This is a genomic window from Actinacidiphila glaucinigra (assembly GCF_900188405.1).
Classification (GTDB): domain Bacteria; phylum Actinomycetota; class Actinomycetes; order Streptomycetales; family Streptomycetaceae; genus Actinacidiphila; species Actinacidiphila glaucinigra.
Genome location: NZ_FZOF01000004.1, coordinates 421,699 through 440,100, shown reverse-complemented (window position 1 = coordinate 440,100; position 18,402 = coordinate 421,699). Strand labels below are relative to the sequence as shown.

Here is an 18,402-nt window from a genome sequence, read left to right as displayed (position 1 = left end):
CGCCCGGACCTCAGGGATGCGCCCTGAGAGCCTCGGCCAGCCAATGGAATTCGGCCACGTGCGTGGGACGCGGCGGCTCGCCGCCGAGCACCGCCAGCAACTGCCGGTAGCGCTCGGCGCGTCCGTCCATGCCGGCCTCCAGACGGGCCAGCACGGCGGCGCGGTCGGCGTCCGCGCCCAGGATCTCGGTCAGTACGGGCTCGGCCTCGGCCGCGCCGGGTGCCACTCCGCAATCCCGCGCCGCGCCCACGACGCCGACGACCTTGCGCGCGAACCACACGGACGCGCCCGGCGCGGGGTGCTGCGCCGCGTTGTGCTCGACGACGGTGCGCATGTGGCGGCGGAAGTCCGGGTCGCGGACCAGCTCGGCGAGTTCCACCCAGGCGTCCACCTGCTCGGGCGTGGGGTCGTCGGGGAGGTCGGCGGGGGTGCGCCGCATACGGGCCTCGATGTCGGGGTCGGCGTCGAGCCCTTCGAAGACCTCGTCCACGAACTCCTCGACGATCCGCCGCCGTTCGTCGGCCGACAGCCGTGCCAACTGGTTCAACAGAGTCATCTCCTCGGTGTCCGACTGCCGCTTCGCCACGGTGCCGAGCACCGCGCGGCGCAGCCGCAGTGTCCTGATCTGCGCGTCCAGCGCCTCCACATGGACGGCGGCGACGGCCGCGACCGTGGTCTCCCGCTCCAGGATCCGGCGTACCTCCTCCAGGCCCAGGCCGAGCTCGCGCAGCGTGCGGATCAACTCCAGCCGCGCCACGGAGGCGGCGTCGTACAGCCGGTAGCCGCCGCCGCTGCGCCCGGCCGGCGGCAGCGCGCCGATGTCGGACCAGTAGCGGATGGTGCGCACCGGCATGCCGGTACGGCGGGAGAGCCGCCCGATGGTGAGCAGCTCCTGGTCGTCGCTCATGCCGCCGAGTCTGGACCTTCCAGCGGCTGGAGGCTCAAGCCCCGGCGCCCGGGTCACCCCAGCCAGGTGTCGTCGGCGCCCCTTGTGCCCGCCGGGCGGCGGAAGAGCTTGTCGCGGCCCGCGTCGTACAGGACGAACGACCGGTGCGTCTGTGATGCGGGGTGTACCGCGACGACCTCCGACGCGCGGAAGCCGGGCCACGGCTGCCCGGTGTGGCCGGCGCCCTCGGCCGCTTTCGGCGCCGACAGCGGATTGCCGCCCGCGCACCGCACCCGGGGGACGCCGCGGTCGTCGACGAGCACCGCCGTGCCCGCCTCCAGCACCGCCGCGAAGGAGGTCTCGGAGCCGTCCGCGTAGCCGTGGTCGGTGACCCGGGTGTCGGCGCGCAACAGCGCCGGGGTGAGCGACTTCAGGTACCGCCCGATCCCGTCGGCGTCGATGACCGCCACCCGGGCGAAGGCGGCCGCCTTGCCGGGGTCCTCGGTCAGGTACCGGGTCTGCTCGGCGACGTCGCACGACGCCCTGCCCTTGGTGCCGCCGTACAGGGCGCGCGTACCGCCGGAGACGCTCGGCGCCCCGTACGCGGCGGGGGGCCCGGGGGTCAGGGTGGGTGCCGGGGCGTCCGCGGGCGGGAACTCACCGGCCGTGCCGGCGGTGAAGGCGTCGAGGCCCGCCACCTGGGCCGGCTGCAGCACGATCCGCGGCCCGCCGGGCGAGGGGCTTCTCTCCGGCGCTGCGGTACCTCCGCCCCCGACCCCGGCCAGGAAGACCGCCAGGACGAGCGCCGCGGCCCCGAGCGCCGCCAGTGCCGACAGCCCGGCGCTCGACGTCCACCACCCGCGGCGCGCGTGCGCGGGCGGGTCCTGGCCGGGGTCGGGGGCGCCGGGTGGTTGCCGGGGCGGGGGTGGGGTCACTCCCGCATTCTCCGTCCACCCTCCGACCCGGCCGCAAGCCGGGGCATTCCGGACGGGCGGGCTGCCGCCGGGCTGCTTAGCCTGACACCGTGACCCGGCATCCGCCCTCCGCCCCGTCCTCCGCCCCGCCCCCCGCACCGGGGCTCGCCCACGGCTGGCTGCACGCTCTCGCGGCGGTTCTGGCCGGGTACGCCGTCATGGTGGTCGTGGCGGCCCTGGGACTCTGGCTGGCGGGGGCCTCGGAGCTGCCGCAGGGCGCGTTCCTGCCCGTCATCGCGGCCACCGTGGTCATGGCCGTCGGCGGCCGCGTCGGCCTGGAGGGCGGCGCGGGCACCATCGCCCGCTCGGACGCGGCGGTGACCGTCTTCCCGCTGTCCGTGGCCCTCGCCGGGGCCCTCGTCACCGCCTATGTGGTCGTACGGCCGCTGCGACGGCACGCGGTGGTCCCCGGGGGCCGGATGCTGTGGCTCTTCGTCCGTACGGCCGTGCTGTGGGCCCTCGTCACACTGCTGATCGCCCTCGGCGCACGCCACACCTTCACCGTCTCCACGGGCGAGGACTTCCTCGACGACCTCGGCGACCTGCTCGGGGCCACCCCCACCGTCGGCTTCCACGCCGACGTACCGGTCACGGTCGTCGCCGGGCTGCTCTGGCTGGCCGTCGTCCTCGTCCTGGCCTTCGCCGTGTCACGGAGGGCTCCGCTGCCCTCCCGGCTGGTGCCCGCGCACACCGTCGTCCGGCCGGCCGCCCGCGCCATGGTGGGCGTGCTGCTCGCCTACGTGGTCGCCGGCGCCGTGATCGCGGTGGTCACCGCCTTCACCCGCGCGGAGCCCGCCGACGGCTTCGCCGTGGTCTTCCTCGGCCTGCCGAACGTGGCCTGGCTCGCCCTCGGGATCGGCATGGGCGCCTCGTGGCACGGCAACGTGCAGGGGGCGCTCGGCGTGCCGATGCCGGAGGCGCTGGCCGCCGTGCTGCGCAGCGGGGACGGTGACGTCACGCTCGACCTCGCGTCGCTGTCCGAGCACGACGGAAGGGCGTGGTGGCTGGTGGTCGCCGTCGCCGTCGCCATGCTGGGCGCCGGCTGGGCCACCGCCCGGCGCGCGCCGCCCGGCACGGGGCACGTGCGCAACGCCGTCCACCTGGCCGCGGCGTCCGCGGTGGCCATGCTGCTGATCGGCGTGCTCACCCGGATCGACGCGCACTACGGCCTGTCCCTGTTCGGCATCGGCGACCCCTCGGACACCGGCGGTCTCGGCGGTTCGATCGTGCTGCTCCCGAACCTGCTCCCCGCGATCGGTATCGCCGCGCTGTGGGGCGTGGCGGCCGGTCTGCTCGGCAGCATGGCCGTCCACCTCGTGGCCCGCGCCCGCCCCGCCCGGCCGGACACCCCGGCCCCCTGACGCCGTCCCGTGCACGCGCCGTCAGGCTTCACCCGTCCACGTGACCGGGTGGGTCTCGGTGGGTGAGGAGTCGCCGCCGGGCGGGGGCTTCGCCGGGGGCGGGGGGCCCGGGTCGCCCGGGCGCACGGCGGGCGGGGAGGAGGAGGCGTAGGTCGCCATGCGGGTGCCGTCGCAGTAGCACCAGCGGTCGTGCTCGGCGTCGAAGAGCCAGACCGCGTCCCCGTCGACGACGGCGCCGATCCTGATGCCGCTCGTGCCGCGGTCGAAGGTCTCCAGGTCGATCCGGCCGGCCGCCAGGTCCTGCACCAGGGAGCGGTACGAGCCGAGCGCCTCCACCAGCCGGCCCAGCAGGGGCCGGGCGTCCGCCGTGCGGGCCGGGGAGCCGCCGACGGCCGGAGGGCCCTGCGGGACCGTGATCAGCAGGCGTCCGTCCACCCAGGCGGACCAGCCGTTGGAGCACACGATCCGCGCCCAGTCGCCCCGGTGCTCGGTCACCCGCACCGGCAGCAGCGGGTCCAGCCCGGCCGAGGGGCTGGAATCGTCCGGCGCCCGCCAGGTGGGGAGCCCCGCGGACGGGGCGACGTGGGTCGGGACGAACTCCGGCTCGTACACCACGGCCTACCTCCGCATGACGGCCGGCTCCTGGCGCCGAAGCAGCCTGGTGACGACGAGCCCGAAGACCGCCGACAACACCACGAGCATGCCCATGTCCAGGAGCCACATCGAGGGGACGGATCGGAAGAGCGGGTCCGACGTCACGGTGCCGGGCGTGATGGCGTGCAGGTCCAGCGTCGCGGCCATCGCCCCCAGCGCCCAGCGCGACGGCACCAGCCAGGCCAGCTGCTCCAGGCCCGGGACCCCGTGCAGGGGGAGCAGCGCACCGCAGAAGACGACCTGCACGATGGCGAGCAGCACCAGCAGCGGCATGGTCACCTCCTCCTTGCGCACCAGGGCCGAGATCAGCAGCCCGAGCATCATGGAGGTGAACGCCAGCAGCGCCACCGCCAGCGTGATCTCCAGCAGCGGCGGCATCAGGACCCCGCTGCCGCCCTGGGGTCTCAGCCGCACGCCGACCAGGGCCACCATCGTCAGCACCACCGCCTGGGCGATGGTGACCAGTCCCAGCACCACCACCTTGGACGCCAGGTACGCCGAGCGGGACAGGCCGACGGCCCGCTCCCGCTGGTAGATCACGCGTTCCTTGACCAGCTCGCGGACCGCGTTGGCCGCCCCGGTGAGGACCGAGCCGACGCACAGGATCAGCAGCACGTTGAGCGCGTTGTTCCGGCCCAGCCCGCCGCCCGCCAGGGCGCGCGCCATCCCGCCCATCACGAAGGGCAGCGCCACCATGATCGCCAGGAAGGTGCGGTCGGCGGCCAGCGACGCCGTGTAGCGGCGCACCAGCGTCCACAACTGGCCGCCCCAGCCCTGGGGCTTGGGCGGTTCGAGGGGTTCGAGCTCCGCCGGGGCCTCGGGGCCCGCCGGCTCCAGCGCCGCCGCGATGTACTCGTCGTAGAGCGGCGAGGCCTCGTACTGGCCCGCCCAGTCGCGGTTCTCCTCGTGCTCGAACGCCTCGAAGGCCTCCGGCCACTGCCGGAAGCCGAAGAAGGACAAGGTCTTGGAGGGCGGCCCGTAGTAGGCCATGCGCCCGCCGGGCGCCATCACCAGCAGGCGGTCGCAGACCTCCAGGCTGAGCACGCTGTGCGTCACCACGATCACCGTGCGGCCGTCGTCGGCGAGTTCGCGCAGCATCGTCATCACCGAGCGGTCCATCCCCGGGTCCAGGCCCGAGGTCGGCTCGTCCAGGAAGAGCAGCGAGGGTTTGGTCAGCAGCTCCAGGGCGACGCTCACCCGCTTGCGCTGGCCGCCGGAGAGCGTGTGGACCGGCTGCCGCACCCGGGCCTCCAGGCCCAGTTCGGCGATCACCTCGTCCACCCGGGCCTGCCGCTCCTCCTTGGCGGTGTCGCCGGGGAAGCGCAGTTCGGCGGCGTACGACAGGGCGCGGCCCACGGGGAGCTGCTGGTGCAGGATGTCGTCCTGCGGGACGAGGCCGATGCGCTGGCGCAGGTCCGCGTACTCCCGGTACAGGTCGCGCCCGTCGTAGAGCACCGTGCCCTGGTCCGCCGGGCGCAGCCCGGTCAGCGCGTTCAGCAGCGTCGACTTTCCGGAGCCGCTCGGCCCGACGACCGCCAGCAGGCACTTCTCGCCGACGGGGAAGCTGATGTCGTCCAGCAGCACCTTGCCCCCGCCGCCCACCCGCACCGACAGGTCGCGGACGTTGAGCGAGACCTCGCCGGTGTCGGTGAACTCCTGCAGCTCGTCGCCGACCAGCCGGAACACCGCGTGGCCGACGTCGATGATGTCGCCCGGGTGCACGACCGCCCGGTCGACGCGCTGGCCGTCCAGGTAGGTGCCGTTGTGGCTGTGCAGGTCGACGATCTCGTAGCCGCCGTCCGGCAGCGACCGCAGTTCGGCGTGGTGGCGGGAGACCAGCAGGTCCGAGACGACCAGGTCGTTGTCGGAGGCGCGCCCGATGTGGATCGTGCGGTGCGGCAGCGACCGGACCGACGTCGGGTGACGGAAGGTGCCCGTCGCCGCGGGGGCGGACATCGGCGGCGCCCGGTACACGCCCGTGGGGGCCTCGGCGCTGCTCAGCCGGGCGCACGGCCCCTGCTCGGCGTGCCCGAAGCGGATGACGCTGCCCGGGCCGATACCCCACTGCCGGACCTGCCGGCCGTTGACGAAGGTGCCGTTGGTGCTGCCCATGTCGTGCAGCATCCAGCTGTCGCCCGCGGGGCGGATCACGGCGTGGTGCCACGACACCCGGGGGTCGTCGAGGACGACGTCGCCGTCGGGGTCGCGACCGACGTGGTAGTCCCGACCCGGGACCAGGATCCGGGTGTCCCCGTCGGTCTCGAGCACGAGCTTGGGCGCGGTGGGCGCGGAACCTCGCTCGGCCACGCTTCGATCGTAGCCGCGGACCGGCCGCCCCGCCTGTCCCCCCTGTCCCGCAACGGGCCGTCACATGGCCCTGAGGGACGGTGCCGGGGCCCTCACCACTCGGTCGGCGCGTAGTCCTTGAGGAACACCCCGAACAGGTCCTCGCCCTGCTCGCCGCGGACGATCGGGTCGTACACCCGGGCGGCGCCGTCGATCAGGTCCAGCGGGGCGTGGAAGCCCTCCTCGGCCATGCGGACCTTGTCCGGGTGCGGGCGCTCGTCGGTGATCCAGCCGGTGTCGACGCTGGTCATCAGGATGCCGTCGGTCTCCAGCATCTCCCGGGCGCTGGTACGGGTCAGCATGTTGAGCGCGGCCTTGGCCATGTTGGTGTGCGGATGGCCCGCACCCTTGTAGCCGCGAGTGAACTTGCCCTCCATCGCGGAGACGTTCACCACGTACTTGCGGCGGGCTGCGGCGGCGGCCATCGCCGGGCGCAGCCTGCTGACCAGGATGAACGGCGCGGTCTCGTTGCACAGCTGCACTTCGAGCATCTCGACCGGGTCGACCTCGCCCACGGCGCGGCTCCAGCTGTTCTCCGCGTCCAGGTCGGGGATCAGCCCGCCGGCGTCGATCGCCGTGCCGGCCTCGATCCGGGCGAGCGAGGCCGAACCGCTGACCAGGGCCAGGTCCGTGACCTCCCGGGCCCGGGCGGCCAGCTCCGCGCGCGGGGCGGGCAGCGAGGGCTGGGCGCCGCTGCCGAAGGCGCCGAAGACCTCCGAGGCCGGCAGGGCACCGGCCGGGAGCGGGGCGGACTCGGCGGCCACCAGCTCCGCGTACGCGGCGGGGGACCGGCGTACGGTCTGCGCCGCGTTGTTGATCAGGATGTCCAGCGGGCCCTCGGCGGCCACCGAGTCGGCGAGCGCCACCACCTGGGCGGGGTCGCGGAGGTCGACCCCGACGATCTTGAGGCGGTGGATCCACTCGTCGCTGTCGGGCATCGCCTTGAAGCGCCGGATCGCGTCCGCGGGGAAGCGCGTGGTGACGGTGGTGTGGGCGCCGTCGCGCAGCAGCCGCAGCGCGATGTACATGCCGATCTTCGCCCGGCCGCCGGTGAGCAGGGCGCGCCGGCCGCTCAGGTCGGCCCGCGCGTCGCGCCGGGCGCGGTTGGAGGCCGCGCAGCTCTGGCACAGCTGGTGGTAGAAGGCGTCGACCTCGACGTAGCGGCCCTTGCACACGTAGCAGGAGCGCGGCCGCTGCAGGATGCCGGCGATCTCACCGATGGTCGACGAGGACGGCAGCAGCCCCTGGGTCTCGTCGTCGATGCGTTCCGCGGAACCGGTGGCCGTGGCCTCGGTGACGGACTTGTCGTGGGCCGTCTTGGCGGAACGCCGCTCCTGGCGGCGGCGCTGCTTCACCGTCCGGTAGATGCCGGCCGTGGCCCTGCGCACGGTGATCGCGTCGGGGTGGTCCAGCGGCAGCTCGTCGAGTTCCCTCAGCACGCTGAGGCACAGTTCCAGGCGTACCGGGTCGATGCCGGGGACGCCGTCCCAGGCCGTGGCCGTGCTCTGCTCGTTCTCGGTCGCCGTCATGCCCGCCGTCGTTCCCTGGATCGTGTGTTCCCGCTGGTGTCCTGCGGAACTCTACGGAGGCGGCGGCGCGCGGCCAAAACGGCGGCTTTCACCCGTGCCCGGTCCGGCGGCCGCGGGAGGTGCCCCGGGGCGGTCCCGGAGGCGGTCCGCGGCGCGCCGGCGGGTCACTCCAGGGGGGCGGTGGCCTCGCTCTCGTACTCGTAGTCCCACGGCTCGTCGGCCATGTGCTCGAGGCGCTTGTAGTACGCGGCGCTGTCGGGCCACGCCTGGTGCACCCCGGCGTCCTGCACGCTGATGGCCAGCGGGTCGTACAGGATGCCCTCGGGGGGCTGCCCCCCGGCTCCCAGGGCGATGCCGAGGGTGAGACCGTCCCCGGGGCCGCCGTGGAGTCGGATCCTGGTGGTCATGGAGGTCACCTCCTGTATCCATGATCTCTCGCCGGGGGAGGTTTGGTGAAGAAGCGGGACGATCACCGGCCGTCGGCCGACAGTGCGTGAGAGATCCGTTACGTTACGCTTCTCCGCCCGCCCCGACCCCGCGAGGTGCCCGCGTGCGCGAATTCAGTCTGCCCGCGCTGGTCCCGGCCACCCTCGCCGGCGGCCTGGCCGACGTGGTGTTCGAGACCGCGGCGCAGGCGCCCGACGACGTGCGGCTGGGCCGCAAGGAGGACGGCCGCTGGCGGGACGTGACCGCGGCGGAGTTCCGCGACGAGGTGATGGCCCTGGCCAAGGGGCTGCTCGCGCACGGGGTGCGGTTCGGGGACCGGGTGGGGATCATGTCGCGCACCCGCTACGAGTGGACGCTCTTCGACTTCGCGCTGTGGACCGTCGGGGCCCAGCCGGTGCCCGTCTACCCGTCCTCCTCCGCCGAGCAGCTGCGCTGGATCCTCCACGACACCGGCGCCGTCGGCTGCGTCCTGGAGCACGAGGACCACGCGATGACGCTGGGCTCGGTGATCGACCGGCTGCCCGCCGTGACCCGCGTCTGGCAACTGGACTCCGGAGCGGTGAAGCAGCTCGTGGCGGACGGGGAGCGGATCTCGGAGGACGTGGTCCACCGGCACCGGCTCGCGGTCACCCCCGACGCCGTGGCCACGGTGATCTACACCTCGGGCACCACGGGACGCCCCCGGGGCTGCGTGCTGACCCACGGCAACTTCATGTGCCAGACCGACAACCTCATCGCCGGCTGGCGACCGGTCTTCGACAGCGGCACCTCCGCGCAGCCGTCCGTGCTGCTCTTCCTGCCGCTGGCCCATGTCTTCGGCCGCATGATCCAGGTGGCGACGGTGCGGGCCGGGGCGCGACTGGGCCACCAGCCGGAGATGACGGCCGCCGAACTCCTGCCCGACCTGGCGCTGTTCCGGCCGACGTTCGTGCTCGCCGTGCCGTACGTCTTCGAGAAGGTCTTCAACTCCGCGCGCGACAAAGCGGAGGAGGCGGGCCACCTCGGGGTGTTCGACAAGGCCGTGGACGTGGCGGTGCGCTTCGCGGAGGCCCGCGAGCGCCGTGCGCTGGGCACCGGCCCGGGCCCGAGCGCGGCGCTGCGCGTGCTGCACCGCGTCTACGACCGGATGGTGTACGCCAGGGTCCGCGAGGCACTGGGCGGCCGGGTCCGCAACGCGGTGAGCGGCGGCTCCACCATGGGGCGGCGGCTCGGGCTGTTCCTGGAGGGCGCGGGGGTCACGGTGTACGAGGGCTACGGACTCACCGAGTCCACCTCGGCGGCCACCGCCAACCCGCCCGGCCGGGTGCGCTACGGCACGGTGGGCCACCCCGTGCCCGGGACGGCGGTCCGGATCTCCGACGAGGGCGAGATCCTGCTGCGCGGCCCGGCGGTCTTCTCCGGCTACCTCGGCGATTCCGAGGCCACGGCGCAGGCCCTGCGCGACGGCTGGCTGTACACCGGCGACCTCGGCTTCCTCGACGAGCACGGCTATCTGACGATCACCGGCCGCAAGAAGGAGATCATCGTCACCACCAGCGGCAAGAACCTCTCCCCGGCCGTCCTGGAGGAACGGGTCCGCGAGCACCCGCTGGTCGAGCACTGCCTGGTCATCGGGAACGACCGGCCGTATGTGACGGCCCTGGTGACCCTGGACACCGAGGCGACGGCCCAGTGGCTCCGGCTGCGCGGCAAGGCCGAGGCCGGGCTGCAGGAGCTGGTGCGCGACCCGGACCTGGAGACCGAGGTGCGCAGGGCGGTGTCGGCGGCCAACACGCGGGTGTCGAGGGCGGAGTCGATTCGCTCGTTCCGCGTGCTGGCCGCCTCGTTCACCGAGGAGCGGGGGCTGGTCACCCCCTCGCGCAAGCTCAGGCGCCGGGCGGTCGAGGAGGCCTACGCCGCCGAGATCGAGGCGATGTACCGGCGCTGAGCCGCGGTCACGGCTTGGGGAGCGTGCACCCCGGCAGGGTGAGGTCGAACCGGTTGCCCGTGGTGACGCAGGCGCCGATCCCGTAGGTCTGCTCGGCGTAGTTGATGCCCCGGCGGACGGTGACGGTGCCGTTCGCGTCCACCTCGCAGGGGTTGTTGAGGGTGCAGCGGCCGCCGTCCTCGTTGCCCGTGTTGTTGATGGCGACGACCTTGCCGGTCGCGGTGTCGATGACGGGCGAACCCGATGTGCCGCCGATGGTGTTGCACGAGGAGGTGTAGCGGACCGAGTCCTTCCAGGTCCAGTCGCCCTCCTTGAGGAGGTGGACGAAGCCGTCGATGCTGCAGCTGTAGATGGTCTTCCAGTAGCCGGAGACGACCTTGATGGCCGTGCCCTGGACCGGGTGCGTGCCGGAGACCTCCAGCGCGGAGATCCCGTAGGAGGACTGGATCTGCGCGTAGGTGCGGTTCAGCTGGTACACCGAGATGTCGGTGTCGGTCATGGTCGCGTACGCGAGCTTGGTGGCGCGCAGCGTGGCGACCGAGCGGCCCGAGGCGTTGAGCAGCCCGAAGGTACGTGTGGACGCCTGATCGACCAGCACCTCGCCGGGGTCGAGGAAGCCACTGGTCAGGCAGTGCCCGTTGGACAGCACCAGGGCGGGGTCGGTGGACGCGGAGCCCGGGAAGCGGATGAGCGAGCCGGAGCAGTTGCTGAGCGACACCGTCCCGGCGAAGTCGACGGTGACCGCGGCCGCGGCGTTCGGCGCCGCCGCGGCGTCCCGGCCGGCAGCCGAGGCGGGGGCGGCGGACAGGCCGAGGGTCGCGATCGCGGCGAGAGCCGCGAGGGCGGCCGCGAAGAATCCTCTGAGAGGTCGTTTCATGTGGGGGGTCCTCTCGAGACCGAAGTTCTTTCGGTTTTGGCATGCACATTGTCATGACTCGAGAGGGAGGTCACAAGAGGGCCCCGGACCGCCGGGACGGCCGGACCGCGCCCGGCCGGTGCGCCGGAGGCGGCTGCCGGTGGGCGCGGTCCGGTGACGGGCCGTCAGCCGGGCGGTCAGGCGACCCGGTCGCGGCTCCGGAGGGCGGGCGCGCCGATCAGGACGCCCGTCCCGTGCCCGTGGGGAACGGCCTGGACCGGTACGGCCGGGCGCGGCGCGGGGGCGTGGTGGGCCGCGCTCGCCAGCGAACGCCGGTCCGGCAGCGAGTCCGCCGCGATGCGGGGGAGCGCCGCCACCTCCGCGGTGAGGCCGCGGGCCGCCACCACCCGGCGCACCGAGTCCATCAGGGTGTCCTCGCCGAGGAACGCCGCCGCGGTGCTGGGCCGCCCGTCGGCGTCCCGGTAGCGGACGAGCAGCGGCTGCACGTCGGCGCCCGCGTCCAGCGCGGACTGGAACAGCGCCCGGCGGTAGCGGCCCTCCTCGCGGCCGCACCAGGTGCTGCCCTCGGGGAAGGCCACCACCGTCGCGCCCGAGCGCAGCGCCTGCGCGACCTCGGCCACCGTGTCCGGCAGCGAGCGGATCCGCTCGCGGTCGATGAAGATCGTGCGGCCGCGCACGCACAGCCGCCCGATCACCGGCCAGTCGCGGATCTCCCGCTTGGCGACGTTGCGGCCCGGGAAGACCGCGGCGATCAGCAGGATGTCGAGCCACGACACGTGGTTGGCGACCACCAGCAGGCCGCGGCCCGGCTCCCGCGGCTCCGGCTCCGGCAGCCGCACCCGGATGCCGAAGGCCGCCACCACGGAGCGGGTCCACCGCCGGATCAGCCGCTCGCGCCTCGCCGGCCCGCACAGCGCGCCGACCGGCACCGACAGCGCGATGCCGAAGAACAGCACCGCCACCGCGGCGGCGTACCGCAGCAGCCGCCGGACCCGGCCCACCACCGGACCGTCGCCGGTCACGCACGCCTGCGGGGTGCAGGACGAGACCGGCGACCACCACGTCGTGGCCATCTCAGACCGACCCGAGTGAGCCGAGGGCGCCGAAGTGGCGCAGGTAGCGCTCGTCGGTGCGCTCCAGCGAGAGCAGGATGAACAGGTCGGCGACGCCGAAGTCCGGGTCGTGGGCGGGCTCGCCGCACACCCAGGCGCCCAGCCGCAGGTAGCCGCGGAGCAGCGCGGGCAGCGTGGTGCGGGCCGGGCGGGCGATGCCCGTCGGGTCCCAGGGGCGGAGCGGGGAGACCCGGTACTCCTCGGGGGCCAGGTTCTTGGCGGAGACCCGGTCCCACACGCCGGCCGCCATCGTGCCGCCGTCGTTCAGTTCCACCGAGCAGCAGCCGGCCACCCAGTTGTGGCCGGTGGTCGCCATGTAGCGGGTGATGCCGCCCCACATCAGGGCGACGACGGCCCCGTCACGGTGGGCGGGGTGCACGCACGAGCGGCCCACCTCGACCATGTCGTGCTGGATCGGGGCGAGCCGGCTCAGGTCGAACTCGGACTCGGAGTAGGTGCGGCCGGCGCGGCGGGCGTTGGCGGGGGTGAGCAGCCGGTAGGTGCCGACGACCTCACCGGTGAGGTCCTCCTTCACCAGCAGGTGGTCGCAGTAGGCGTCGAGGGCGTCGACGTCCAGGCCCGGCTCGGGGGTGTCCAGCACGGCCCCCATCTCCCCGGCGAACACCTGGTGCCGCAGACGCTGCGCGGCCCGCACCTCGGCCTCGTCCTGGGCGAGGCTCACCGAATAGCGGGGCCGGTCAATCGGGGTGTCGACGACGGGAGCGAGTTCGTACGAAGCGGTCATGGCGCGATTCCCTGGTCAGGGGGACGGGGACACCCTTAGATGTCCCGTCGCGGCCTTGCCTTGGCGTGTCGTTGACGGAGAGCGCAGATGTGCGCTCGCTGAAGTGCCGGTGCCGTGGGTCCGAGGGCCGCCCGCTTCACCCGGAAAGCGCGCCCAAGCGGCCTTCGAGCAGCAGCAGGAGCTCGCCCAGGATGCCCGCCAGCTCCTCGCGGCGGGCCTCCGGGAGCCCGGACACCAGCCCGGTCTCGTAGGCGAGCTGCTCGGGCAGTACGCGGTCGACGAGCGCCAGGCCCTCCTCGGTGAGCCGCAGGTGGGAGACCCGGCGGTCGCGGCCGTCCGGGCGGCGGGCCACCAGGCCGCGCTCCTCCAGCAGCTTGATCCGCTTGGTGACCGCGGCCCCCGAGGCGAAGGTCTCCCGGGCCAGCCGGCCCGGTGTCAGTTCGCCGCCGACCCGGCGCAGGGCGATGAGGACGTCGTACTCCGGGCGGGTGAGGCCCTCGCGGCCCAGGGGCGTCTCGGTGACCTGCTGCAGCAGTGCGGCGCAGCGGTTCAGCCTGCCGATCACGGCGACCGGCCCGAAGTCCAGATCGGGGTAGACGTCCTGCCACTGGCGCAGCACCGTCGCGACGGCGTCCTCCACGCGAGTCGTCCTTCCTCCGTACGCCGGCGGCTCCGGCGGCGTCCGCATGATCGTACGCGTCGTCACGGCACGGCGACGGACCGGCTGTCCCCGCGCCGACCTGCGGGCATCAGGCGCCCGCACTGCTTCGCGGCGGGTGCTTCACGCGTGAAGGATCTGGCCGGGGCCCGGAGGAACCGGCGCGGTGGCCGGCCCCCGTTCGGGACCGGCCACCGCGGACGCGCACGGATCAGGCGGGGAAGGCCAGCGACAGGGCGAACCGGCCCTCGGTGTCGGTCCACCAGTGCCGCAGGGCGAGACCGGCGGCGGCCAGCTCGGCCCGCACGCCCTCCTCGCGGAACTTGGCGGAGACCTCGGTGCGCATCGTCTCTCCGCGCGTGAAGTCCACGGACAGGTCGAGCGCGGGGACCTTCACGGTCACGTCGGCGCGCGCCCGCAGGCGCATCTCGATCCACTCCTGCTCGCGGTCCCAGACGGCGACGTGGTCGAAGTCGTCCGGGTGGAAGTCCGCGCCGAGCTCGCGGTCGATGACCGACAGGACGTTCTTGTTGAAGGCGGCCGTGACGCCCTGCGCGTCGTCGTACGCCGCCACCAGCGTCGTCTCGTCCTTGACCAGGTCGGTGCCGAGGAGCAGCGCGTCGCCCGGGGAGAGCAGCGCGCGGACCGAGGACAGGAAGCGGGCCCGCTCCTGCGGCAGGAGGTTGCCGATCGTGCCGCCGAGGAAGGCGACCAGCCGGGGGCCGGGTGTCTCCGGCAGGGCGAGCCCGTGCTGGAAGTCGGCGACGAGCGCGTGCACGGACAGGTCCCGGTGGTCGGCGAGCAGGGCCTCGCCCGCACCGGTGAGTGCGGACTCGCTGACGTCGATCGGCACGTACGTCAGCGGCCCGCCCAGCGCGCCGATCAGCAGCCGGGTCTTCTCCGAGGAGCCGGAACCCAGCTCGACCAGCGTGCGGGCACCGGTCGCCTTGGCGATCTCCGGCGCCCGCGCGTGCAGGATCTCCCGCTCGGCGCGGGTCGGGTAGTACTCGGGCAGCCGGGTGATCTCCTCGAACAGCTCGCTGCCACGGGCGTCGTAGAACCACTTGGGCGGGAGCTGCTTGGGGCTGCGGGTCAGCCCGTGGGCCACGTCGGCGCGCAGCGCGGCCGCGGTGGCGTCGGCGGGCAGGGTGCGGGTGAGGGTGAACGGGCTCACAGGTGCGGCTCCTTGAGCGGGATCAGCAGGACCTCGGTGGGATCGCCGTAGAGCAGGTGGCGGTCGGGGACCTCGGTCCAGCGCGGACTGTCGTCGTACGGCTCGGAGGCCACGACGAGGGAGCGGCCGGGCGTGTCCAGGTACCAGAGCGTGTCGCCCCAGGCGGTGCCGGCGATCGCCAGGCCGTCGGTCAGCAGGAAGTTGAGCCGTGAGTCGGGGGTCAGCGCGGCCAGCCGGCCGACGGTTTCGGCGAGCGCCTCGTCCGCCGGGGCGCCGGCCCGCAGCCGGTGCAGGGTCAGCGCCCAGGCCAGGGCCGAGTCGCAGCGTGCCTCCAGGGTCAGCAGCTCCTCGGGGGGCAGGGTGCGGGCCGCCTCGGCGACCGAGTGCGGCCAGCCGAGCAGCGCGCCGTTGTGGCTGAACAGCCAGCGGCCCGCCGTGTACGGGGCGGCGGCGGACTCGTCGGCCACCGAGCCCTCGGTGATGTCGCGGACCGCGCCGAGCAGCGCGCCGGAGCGCGTCACCCGGCACACGTCCGCGAAGGACGGGTCGTCCCAGATCGGCCCGGCGCGCCGGTAGCGCGCGGGCAGCGGGTCCCCGTCCGCGTACCAGCCCAGGCCGAAGCCGTCGGCGTTGACCGTGCCGTACTTCTGCCGGCGCGGCGCCCACGACTGGCGGTACAGGGAGTGCGGCGGGTCGATGACGAGTTCGCGGAGCGCGACGGGCGGCCCGACGTACGCCAGGTGCCGGCACATCAGCCGCGCCCCCGTCTGCCCGGGGCCCTCACACCTGCTCCGGGCGGGCGTCGCGGGCGGTGCGGAATCCGGAGAAGATCTGCCGCCGGACCGGGTAGTCCCAGTTGCGGAACGTGCCCCGGCAGGCCACCCGGTCCACGGCGAAGGAACCGCCGCGCAGCACCTTGTGGTCGGGGCCGAAGAAGACCTCCGAGTACTCCTTGTACGGGAACGGGGCGAAGCCCGGATACGGCAGGAAGTCGCTCGCCGTCCACTCCCACACGTCACCGACCAGCTGCCGTACGCCCAGCGGCGAGGCACCGGCCGGGTAGCTGCCGACCGGGGCCGGCTGCAGGTACCGCTGGCCGAGGTTGGCGTGCTCCGGGCCGGGGTCGGCGTCGCCCCACGGGTAGCGGCGGGAGCGCCCGGTCGCCGGGTCGTGCCGGGCCGCCTTCTCCCACTCCGTCTCGGTGGGCAGCCGGCGCCCGGCCCAGCGGGCGTACGCGTCGGCCTCGTACCAGCACACGTGCAGCACGGGCTCCTCGCGCGGCACCGGCTCGGTCACCCCGAAGCGGCGGCGCAGCCACGCACCGCCCTCCCGGTGCCAGAACAGCGGGGCGGCCAGGCCGTGCTCGCGGACGTGCGCCCAGCCGGCCGGGGTCCACCAGCGCTCGTCCTCGTAGCCGCCGTCCTCGACGAAGGCGAGGTACGCGCCGTTGCTCACCGGCACGGTGTCGATGAAGAACGGCGCCACCTCGCGCAGGTGCGAGGGGCGTTCGTTGTCCAGCGACCACGGCTCGGTCGAGGTGCCCATGGTGAACGGACCGCCGGGCACCAGGACCTCGGCCGGCAGCAGCGCCGTGTCCGCGGGTGCGGGCGGCGGCGGGGGCGCGGTCAGGGCCACCGGGCCGCGACGCAGCTGATGGGTGATCAGCATCGTCTCGTCGTGCTGCTGTTCGTGCTGGGCGATCATGCCGAAGGCGAAGGCCGCGTCGGTCAGCGGAGAGCCGTGCAGGGGGGCCCGCTCCAGGATGTCCAGCACCCTGCCGCGCACCTCGGCCGCGTAGGCGTGCGCCTCCGCGGGCGGCAGCAGCGGCAGCGTGGGGCGCTCCGAGCGCGGGTGCTCGAAGGCGTCGTAGATCGGGTCGATGTCGGGCCGCAGGGCCTCACGGCCGCCGACGTTCCGCAGCAGCCACTGCTCCTCCTGGTTGCCGATGTGGGCCAGGTCCCACACCAGGGGCGACATCAACGGGGAGTGCTGCGCGGTGAGTTCACGGTCGTCGACGCACGTGGTGAGCGCCCGGGTGCGCTCACGCGCGGTGGTCAGGGCGTCCAGCGCCCGCCGACGCAGGGCTTCGGGGTCGAGCGCGGGTGCGGTCACGTGCGGCTCTCCTTGCGTAGAAAGGCGTCGAGCATGTCGTCGGCGGGACAGCGGCCCCGCTGGACGTAGCGCTCGGTGAAGTCGTCCACCGCCCCCTGCACGGCCCGGTCCGCCCCGAGCCGGGGCAGGGCCTCGCGGGCCGCGGCGAAGCAGGTCATGGCGATGGAGTGGAGTTCGGGGTCGGCCAGGCCGTGCCGGGCGGCGCGCCGCCACAGCGGGTTGCGGGGCGCCGGGTCCCGGCCCGCCGCGTCGGCGAGCGGCTTGACCGCCCGGTAGGCGACCTCGGAGGCGGCGGCGTCGTCGAAGAGGGACACGGCCACGGCCAGCGGGACGATCCAGCCGTCGCGCCCCGGCTGCGCGTCGATCATGCGCAGCTCCAGGTAGCCGCGCGGCCGCACCGGTGGGAAGAGCGTCGACAGGTGGTAGTCGAGGTCGGCGGCGGTCGGCCGGCGGTGCGACCCCTGACGGATCCAGTCACGGAAGGTGAGCCCGTCGGGCACCGTCCAGGGCGCCTCCTCGCCGCGGATGCACAGCACCGGGGCGTCCAGGGCGTAGGCCGTCCAGGCCGTCCGGGGATCGGTCCCGGCGGGCGGGGCGAGGGTGCGTCCCGGGTCCAGGGCCGCCCACACCGCCTGCCGGGTGGACCGCCAGCCGGTCGGACGGCCCGTGCTGAGCGGCGAGTTGGCGAACGCGGCCACCAGGACCGCGCCCAGCAGGTGCGCCAGCAGCCAGCGTCTGCCGAGCCCGAAGGGGCCCGGCTCCTCGGTGCCCGAGTCCAGGCAGACCTGGACGGAGGCCGTGGAGCACATCATGGCCCGGCCCGCGGGTCCGGAACGGTCGAAGTACGTCTCCATGGCGGCGTACCGGGGCTCGTCCAGCAGCCGTCGCGGCCGCCGCCAGGGATCGTGGCCGTGGCCCGCCAGGGCCAGGCCCTCCCGGCGGAGCCGGTGGCGTACGGAGTGGAGGTCCGCGGCCGCGGCGTCGACGCACGCGGTCAGAGAGGGGGCGGGCAGCGAGCTGAGCTCAAGCTGTCCGCCGGGCTCGGTCGTGAGCCGGGAGCGGAGGTACAGGTCGCGCAGTCCGGCGACGGCGGCGCCGAGCCGGGCGGGGCCCACCGGGCGGGCCGGGTCGTGCGGGTCGTGAAGGAACCATTCCAGTTCCACGCCTATGCGGCGCGGCGGGCCGGTCTTGAAACAGATGCCCTGAATATGGTCCTCCGCCGCTGTCTCGCTGATCGGTTCGGACGTCTCCATCCGCTGACTGGTGCCGGGCATGGCCGGGACCTCCCGTCGAAGGCGGTTCTCCGTGTCCGCCCGGCCGGGGCCGGGCGGTGTCCGTACCACCTAAGCCCTTCGGCGCGGGGCACTCAAGAGCGCCCCGGACGAACGGCCGAGGGACGGCAGGTGACACCCGTGTCGAGGGCGGCCTCTGCCGTCCGGTCCGAATCAAGAGTGGACCGCCGCCCGGCGGCCCGCATCTCCAGGACGCATCTGTGCAGGTCAGAGGGTCGTTGCCAGACCCTTCGCGACGACGGTCCGGCCCACGCCGGCCGTCGCGGTGGTGCGGCCCCGGCCGCGGGCCGGATCCGCCGACCCGGTCG

General features: G+C 74.2%; 16 protein-coding genes. 2 read left to right on the top strand and 14 right to left on the bottom strand.

Translation table 11 applies throughout. The features are described from left to right. Positions 1-10: 10 nt before the first annotated feature. Together CHF15_RS11015 and CHF15_RS11010 are read right to left on the bottom strand one after the other, a co-directional pair. On the bottom strand, positions 11-907 hold the full coding sequence (locus tag CHF15_RS11015) for a MerR family transcriptional regulator (protein WP_089223490.1): 897 nt from the start codon (positions 905-907) through the stop codon (positions 11-13). Between the two features lie 53 nt (positions 908-960). After that, on the bottom strand, positions 961-1,821 hold the full coding sequence (locus tag CHF15_RS11010; protein WP_089223489.1) for a DUF6777 domain-containing protein: 861 nt from the start codon (positions 1,819-1,821) through the stop codon (positions 961-963). 89 nt (positions 1,822-1,910) lie between these two features. Here CHF15_RS11010 and CHF15_RS11005 point away from each other — a divergent pair, with 89 nt between their 5' ends. Then, positions 1,911-3,221, top strand: a complete 1,311-nt coding sequence (locus CHF15_RS11005; RefSeq protein ID WP_089223488.1) for a streptophobe family protein — start codon at positions 1,911-1,913, stop codon at positions 3,219-3,221. A gap of 21 nt (positions 3,222-3,242) precedes the next feature. Here CHF15_RS11005 and CHF15_RS11000 read toward each other — a convergent pair whose 3' ends face one another. The 4 genes from CHF15_RS11000 to CHF15_RS10985 form a co-directional block, all read right to left on the bottom strand. Further along, positions 3,243-3,836 (bottom strand): SH3 domain-containing protein, encoded by a 594-nt coding sequence (locus CHF15_RS11000; protein WP_089223487.1) that lies wholly within the window; start codon positions 3,834-3,836, stop codon positions 3,243-3,245. 3 nt (positions 3,837-3,839) lie between these two features. Next, positions 3,840-6,182: an FHA domain-containing protein gene (locus CHF15_RS10995; RefSeq protein WP_089223486.1), complete on the bottom strand. Its 2,343-nt coding sequence runs from the start codon at positions 6,180-6,182 to the stop codon at positions 3,840-3,842. 92 nt (positions 6,183-6,274) lie between these two features. Then, the gene (locus CHF15_RS10990; protein WP_089223485.1) at positions 6,275-7,750 is read right to left on the bottom strand and encodes an SDR family NAD(P)-dependent oxidoreductase; all 1,476 of its coding nucleotides are present in this window, start codon (positions 7,748-7,750) and stop codon (positions 6,275-6,277) included. A gap of 164 nt (positions 7,751-7,914) precedes the next feature. Continuing rightward, entirely contained in the window at positions 7,915-8,157 is a 243-nt protein-coding gene (locus tag CHF15_RS10985; protein ID WP_089223484.1) for a hypothetical protein, read from the bottom strand. 143 nt (positions 8,158-8,300) lie between these two features. Here CHF15_RS10985 and CHF15_RS10980 point away from each other — a divergent pair, with 143 nt between their 5' ends. Then, positions 8,301-10,124 (top strand): AMP-dependent synthetase/ligase, encoded by a 1,824-nt coding sequence (locus CHF15_RS10980; protein ID WP_089223483.1) that lies wholly within the window; start codon positions 8,301-8,303, stop codon positions 10,122-10,124. A 7-nt stretch (positions 10,125-10,131) separates the two neighbouring features. Here the strand turns inward: CHF15_RS10980 and CHF15_RS10975 are convergent, their stop codons facing one another. The 8 genes from CHF15_RS10975 to egtA all read right to left on the bottom strand — a co-directional run bounded on the left by CHF15_RS10975 (position 10,132) and on the right by egtA (position 18,076). Beyond that, positions 10,132-11,001 carry a S1 family peptidase gene (locus tag CHF15_RS10975; protein WP_089223482.1) on the bottom strand — a complete coding sequence of 290 codons (870 nt, stop codon included), beginning with the start codon at positions 10,999-11,001 and terminating at the stop codon, positions 10,132-10,134. 176 nt (positions 11,002-11,177) lie between these two features. Then, a complete protein-coding gene (locus tag CHF15_RS10970; protein WP_089223481.1) occupies positions 11,178-12,074 on the bottom strand; it encodes a lysophospholipid acyltransferase family protein in 897 nt (298 codons plus the stop codon). A gap of 1 nt (position 12,075) precedes the next feature. Beyond that, a complete protein-coding gene (locus CHF15_RS10965) occupies positions 12,076-12,858 on the bottom strand; it encodes a GNAT family N-acetyltransferase (RefSeq protein WP_089223480.1) in 783 nt (260 codons plus the stop codon). Positions 12,859-12,994: 136 nt separating this feature from the next. Beyond that, on the bottom strand, positions 12,995-13,546 hold the full coding sequence (locus CHF15_RS10960) for a MarR family winged helix-turn-helix transcriptional regulator (RefSeq protein WP_179279730.1): 552 nt from the start codon (positions 13,544-13,546) through the stop codon (positions 12,995-12,997). A gap of 181 nt (positions 13,547-13,727) precedes the next feature. Then, positions 13,728-14,690 carry an L-histidine N(alpha)-methyltransferase gene (gene egtD / locus CHF15_RS10955; RefSeq protein WP_089223478.1) on the bottom strand — a complete coding sequence of 321 codons (963 nt, stop codon included), beginning with the start codon at positions 14,688-14,690 and terminating at the stop codon, positions 13,728-13,730. Further along, positions 14,687-15,442: an ergothioneine biosynthesis protein EgtC gene (gene egtC / locus CHF15_RS10950; RefSeq protein ID WP_089223477.1), complete on the bottom strand. Its 756-nt coding sequence runs from the start codon at positions 15,440-15,442 to the stop codon at positions 14,687-14,689. The genes egtD and egtC overlap by 4 nt, the downstream gene beginning before the upstream one ends. A 28-nt stretch (positions 15,443-15,470) precedes the next feature. After that, positions 15,471-16,802, bottom strand: coding sequence for an ergothioneine biosynthesis protein EgtB (gene egtB / locus CHF15_RS10945; RefSeq protein ID WP_089223476.1), 1,332 nt, complete (start codon positions 16,800-16,802; stop codon positions 15,471-15,473). Then, positions 16,799-18,076: an ergothioneine biosynthesis glutamate--cysteine ligase EgtA gene (gene egtA / locus CHF15_RS10940; RefSeq protein WP_089223475.1), complete on the bottom strand. Its 1,278-nt coding sequence runs from the start codon at positions 18,074-18,076 to the stop codon at positions 16,799-16,801. The genes egtB and egtA overlap by 4 nt, the downstream gene beginning before the upstream one ends. Positions 18,077-18,402 lie beyond the last annotated feature (326 nt).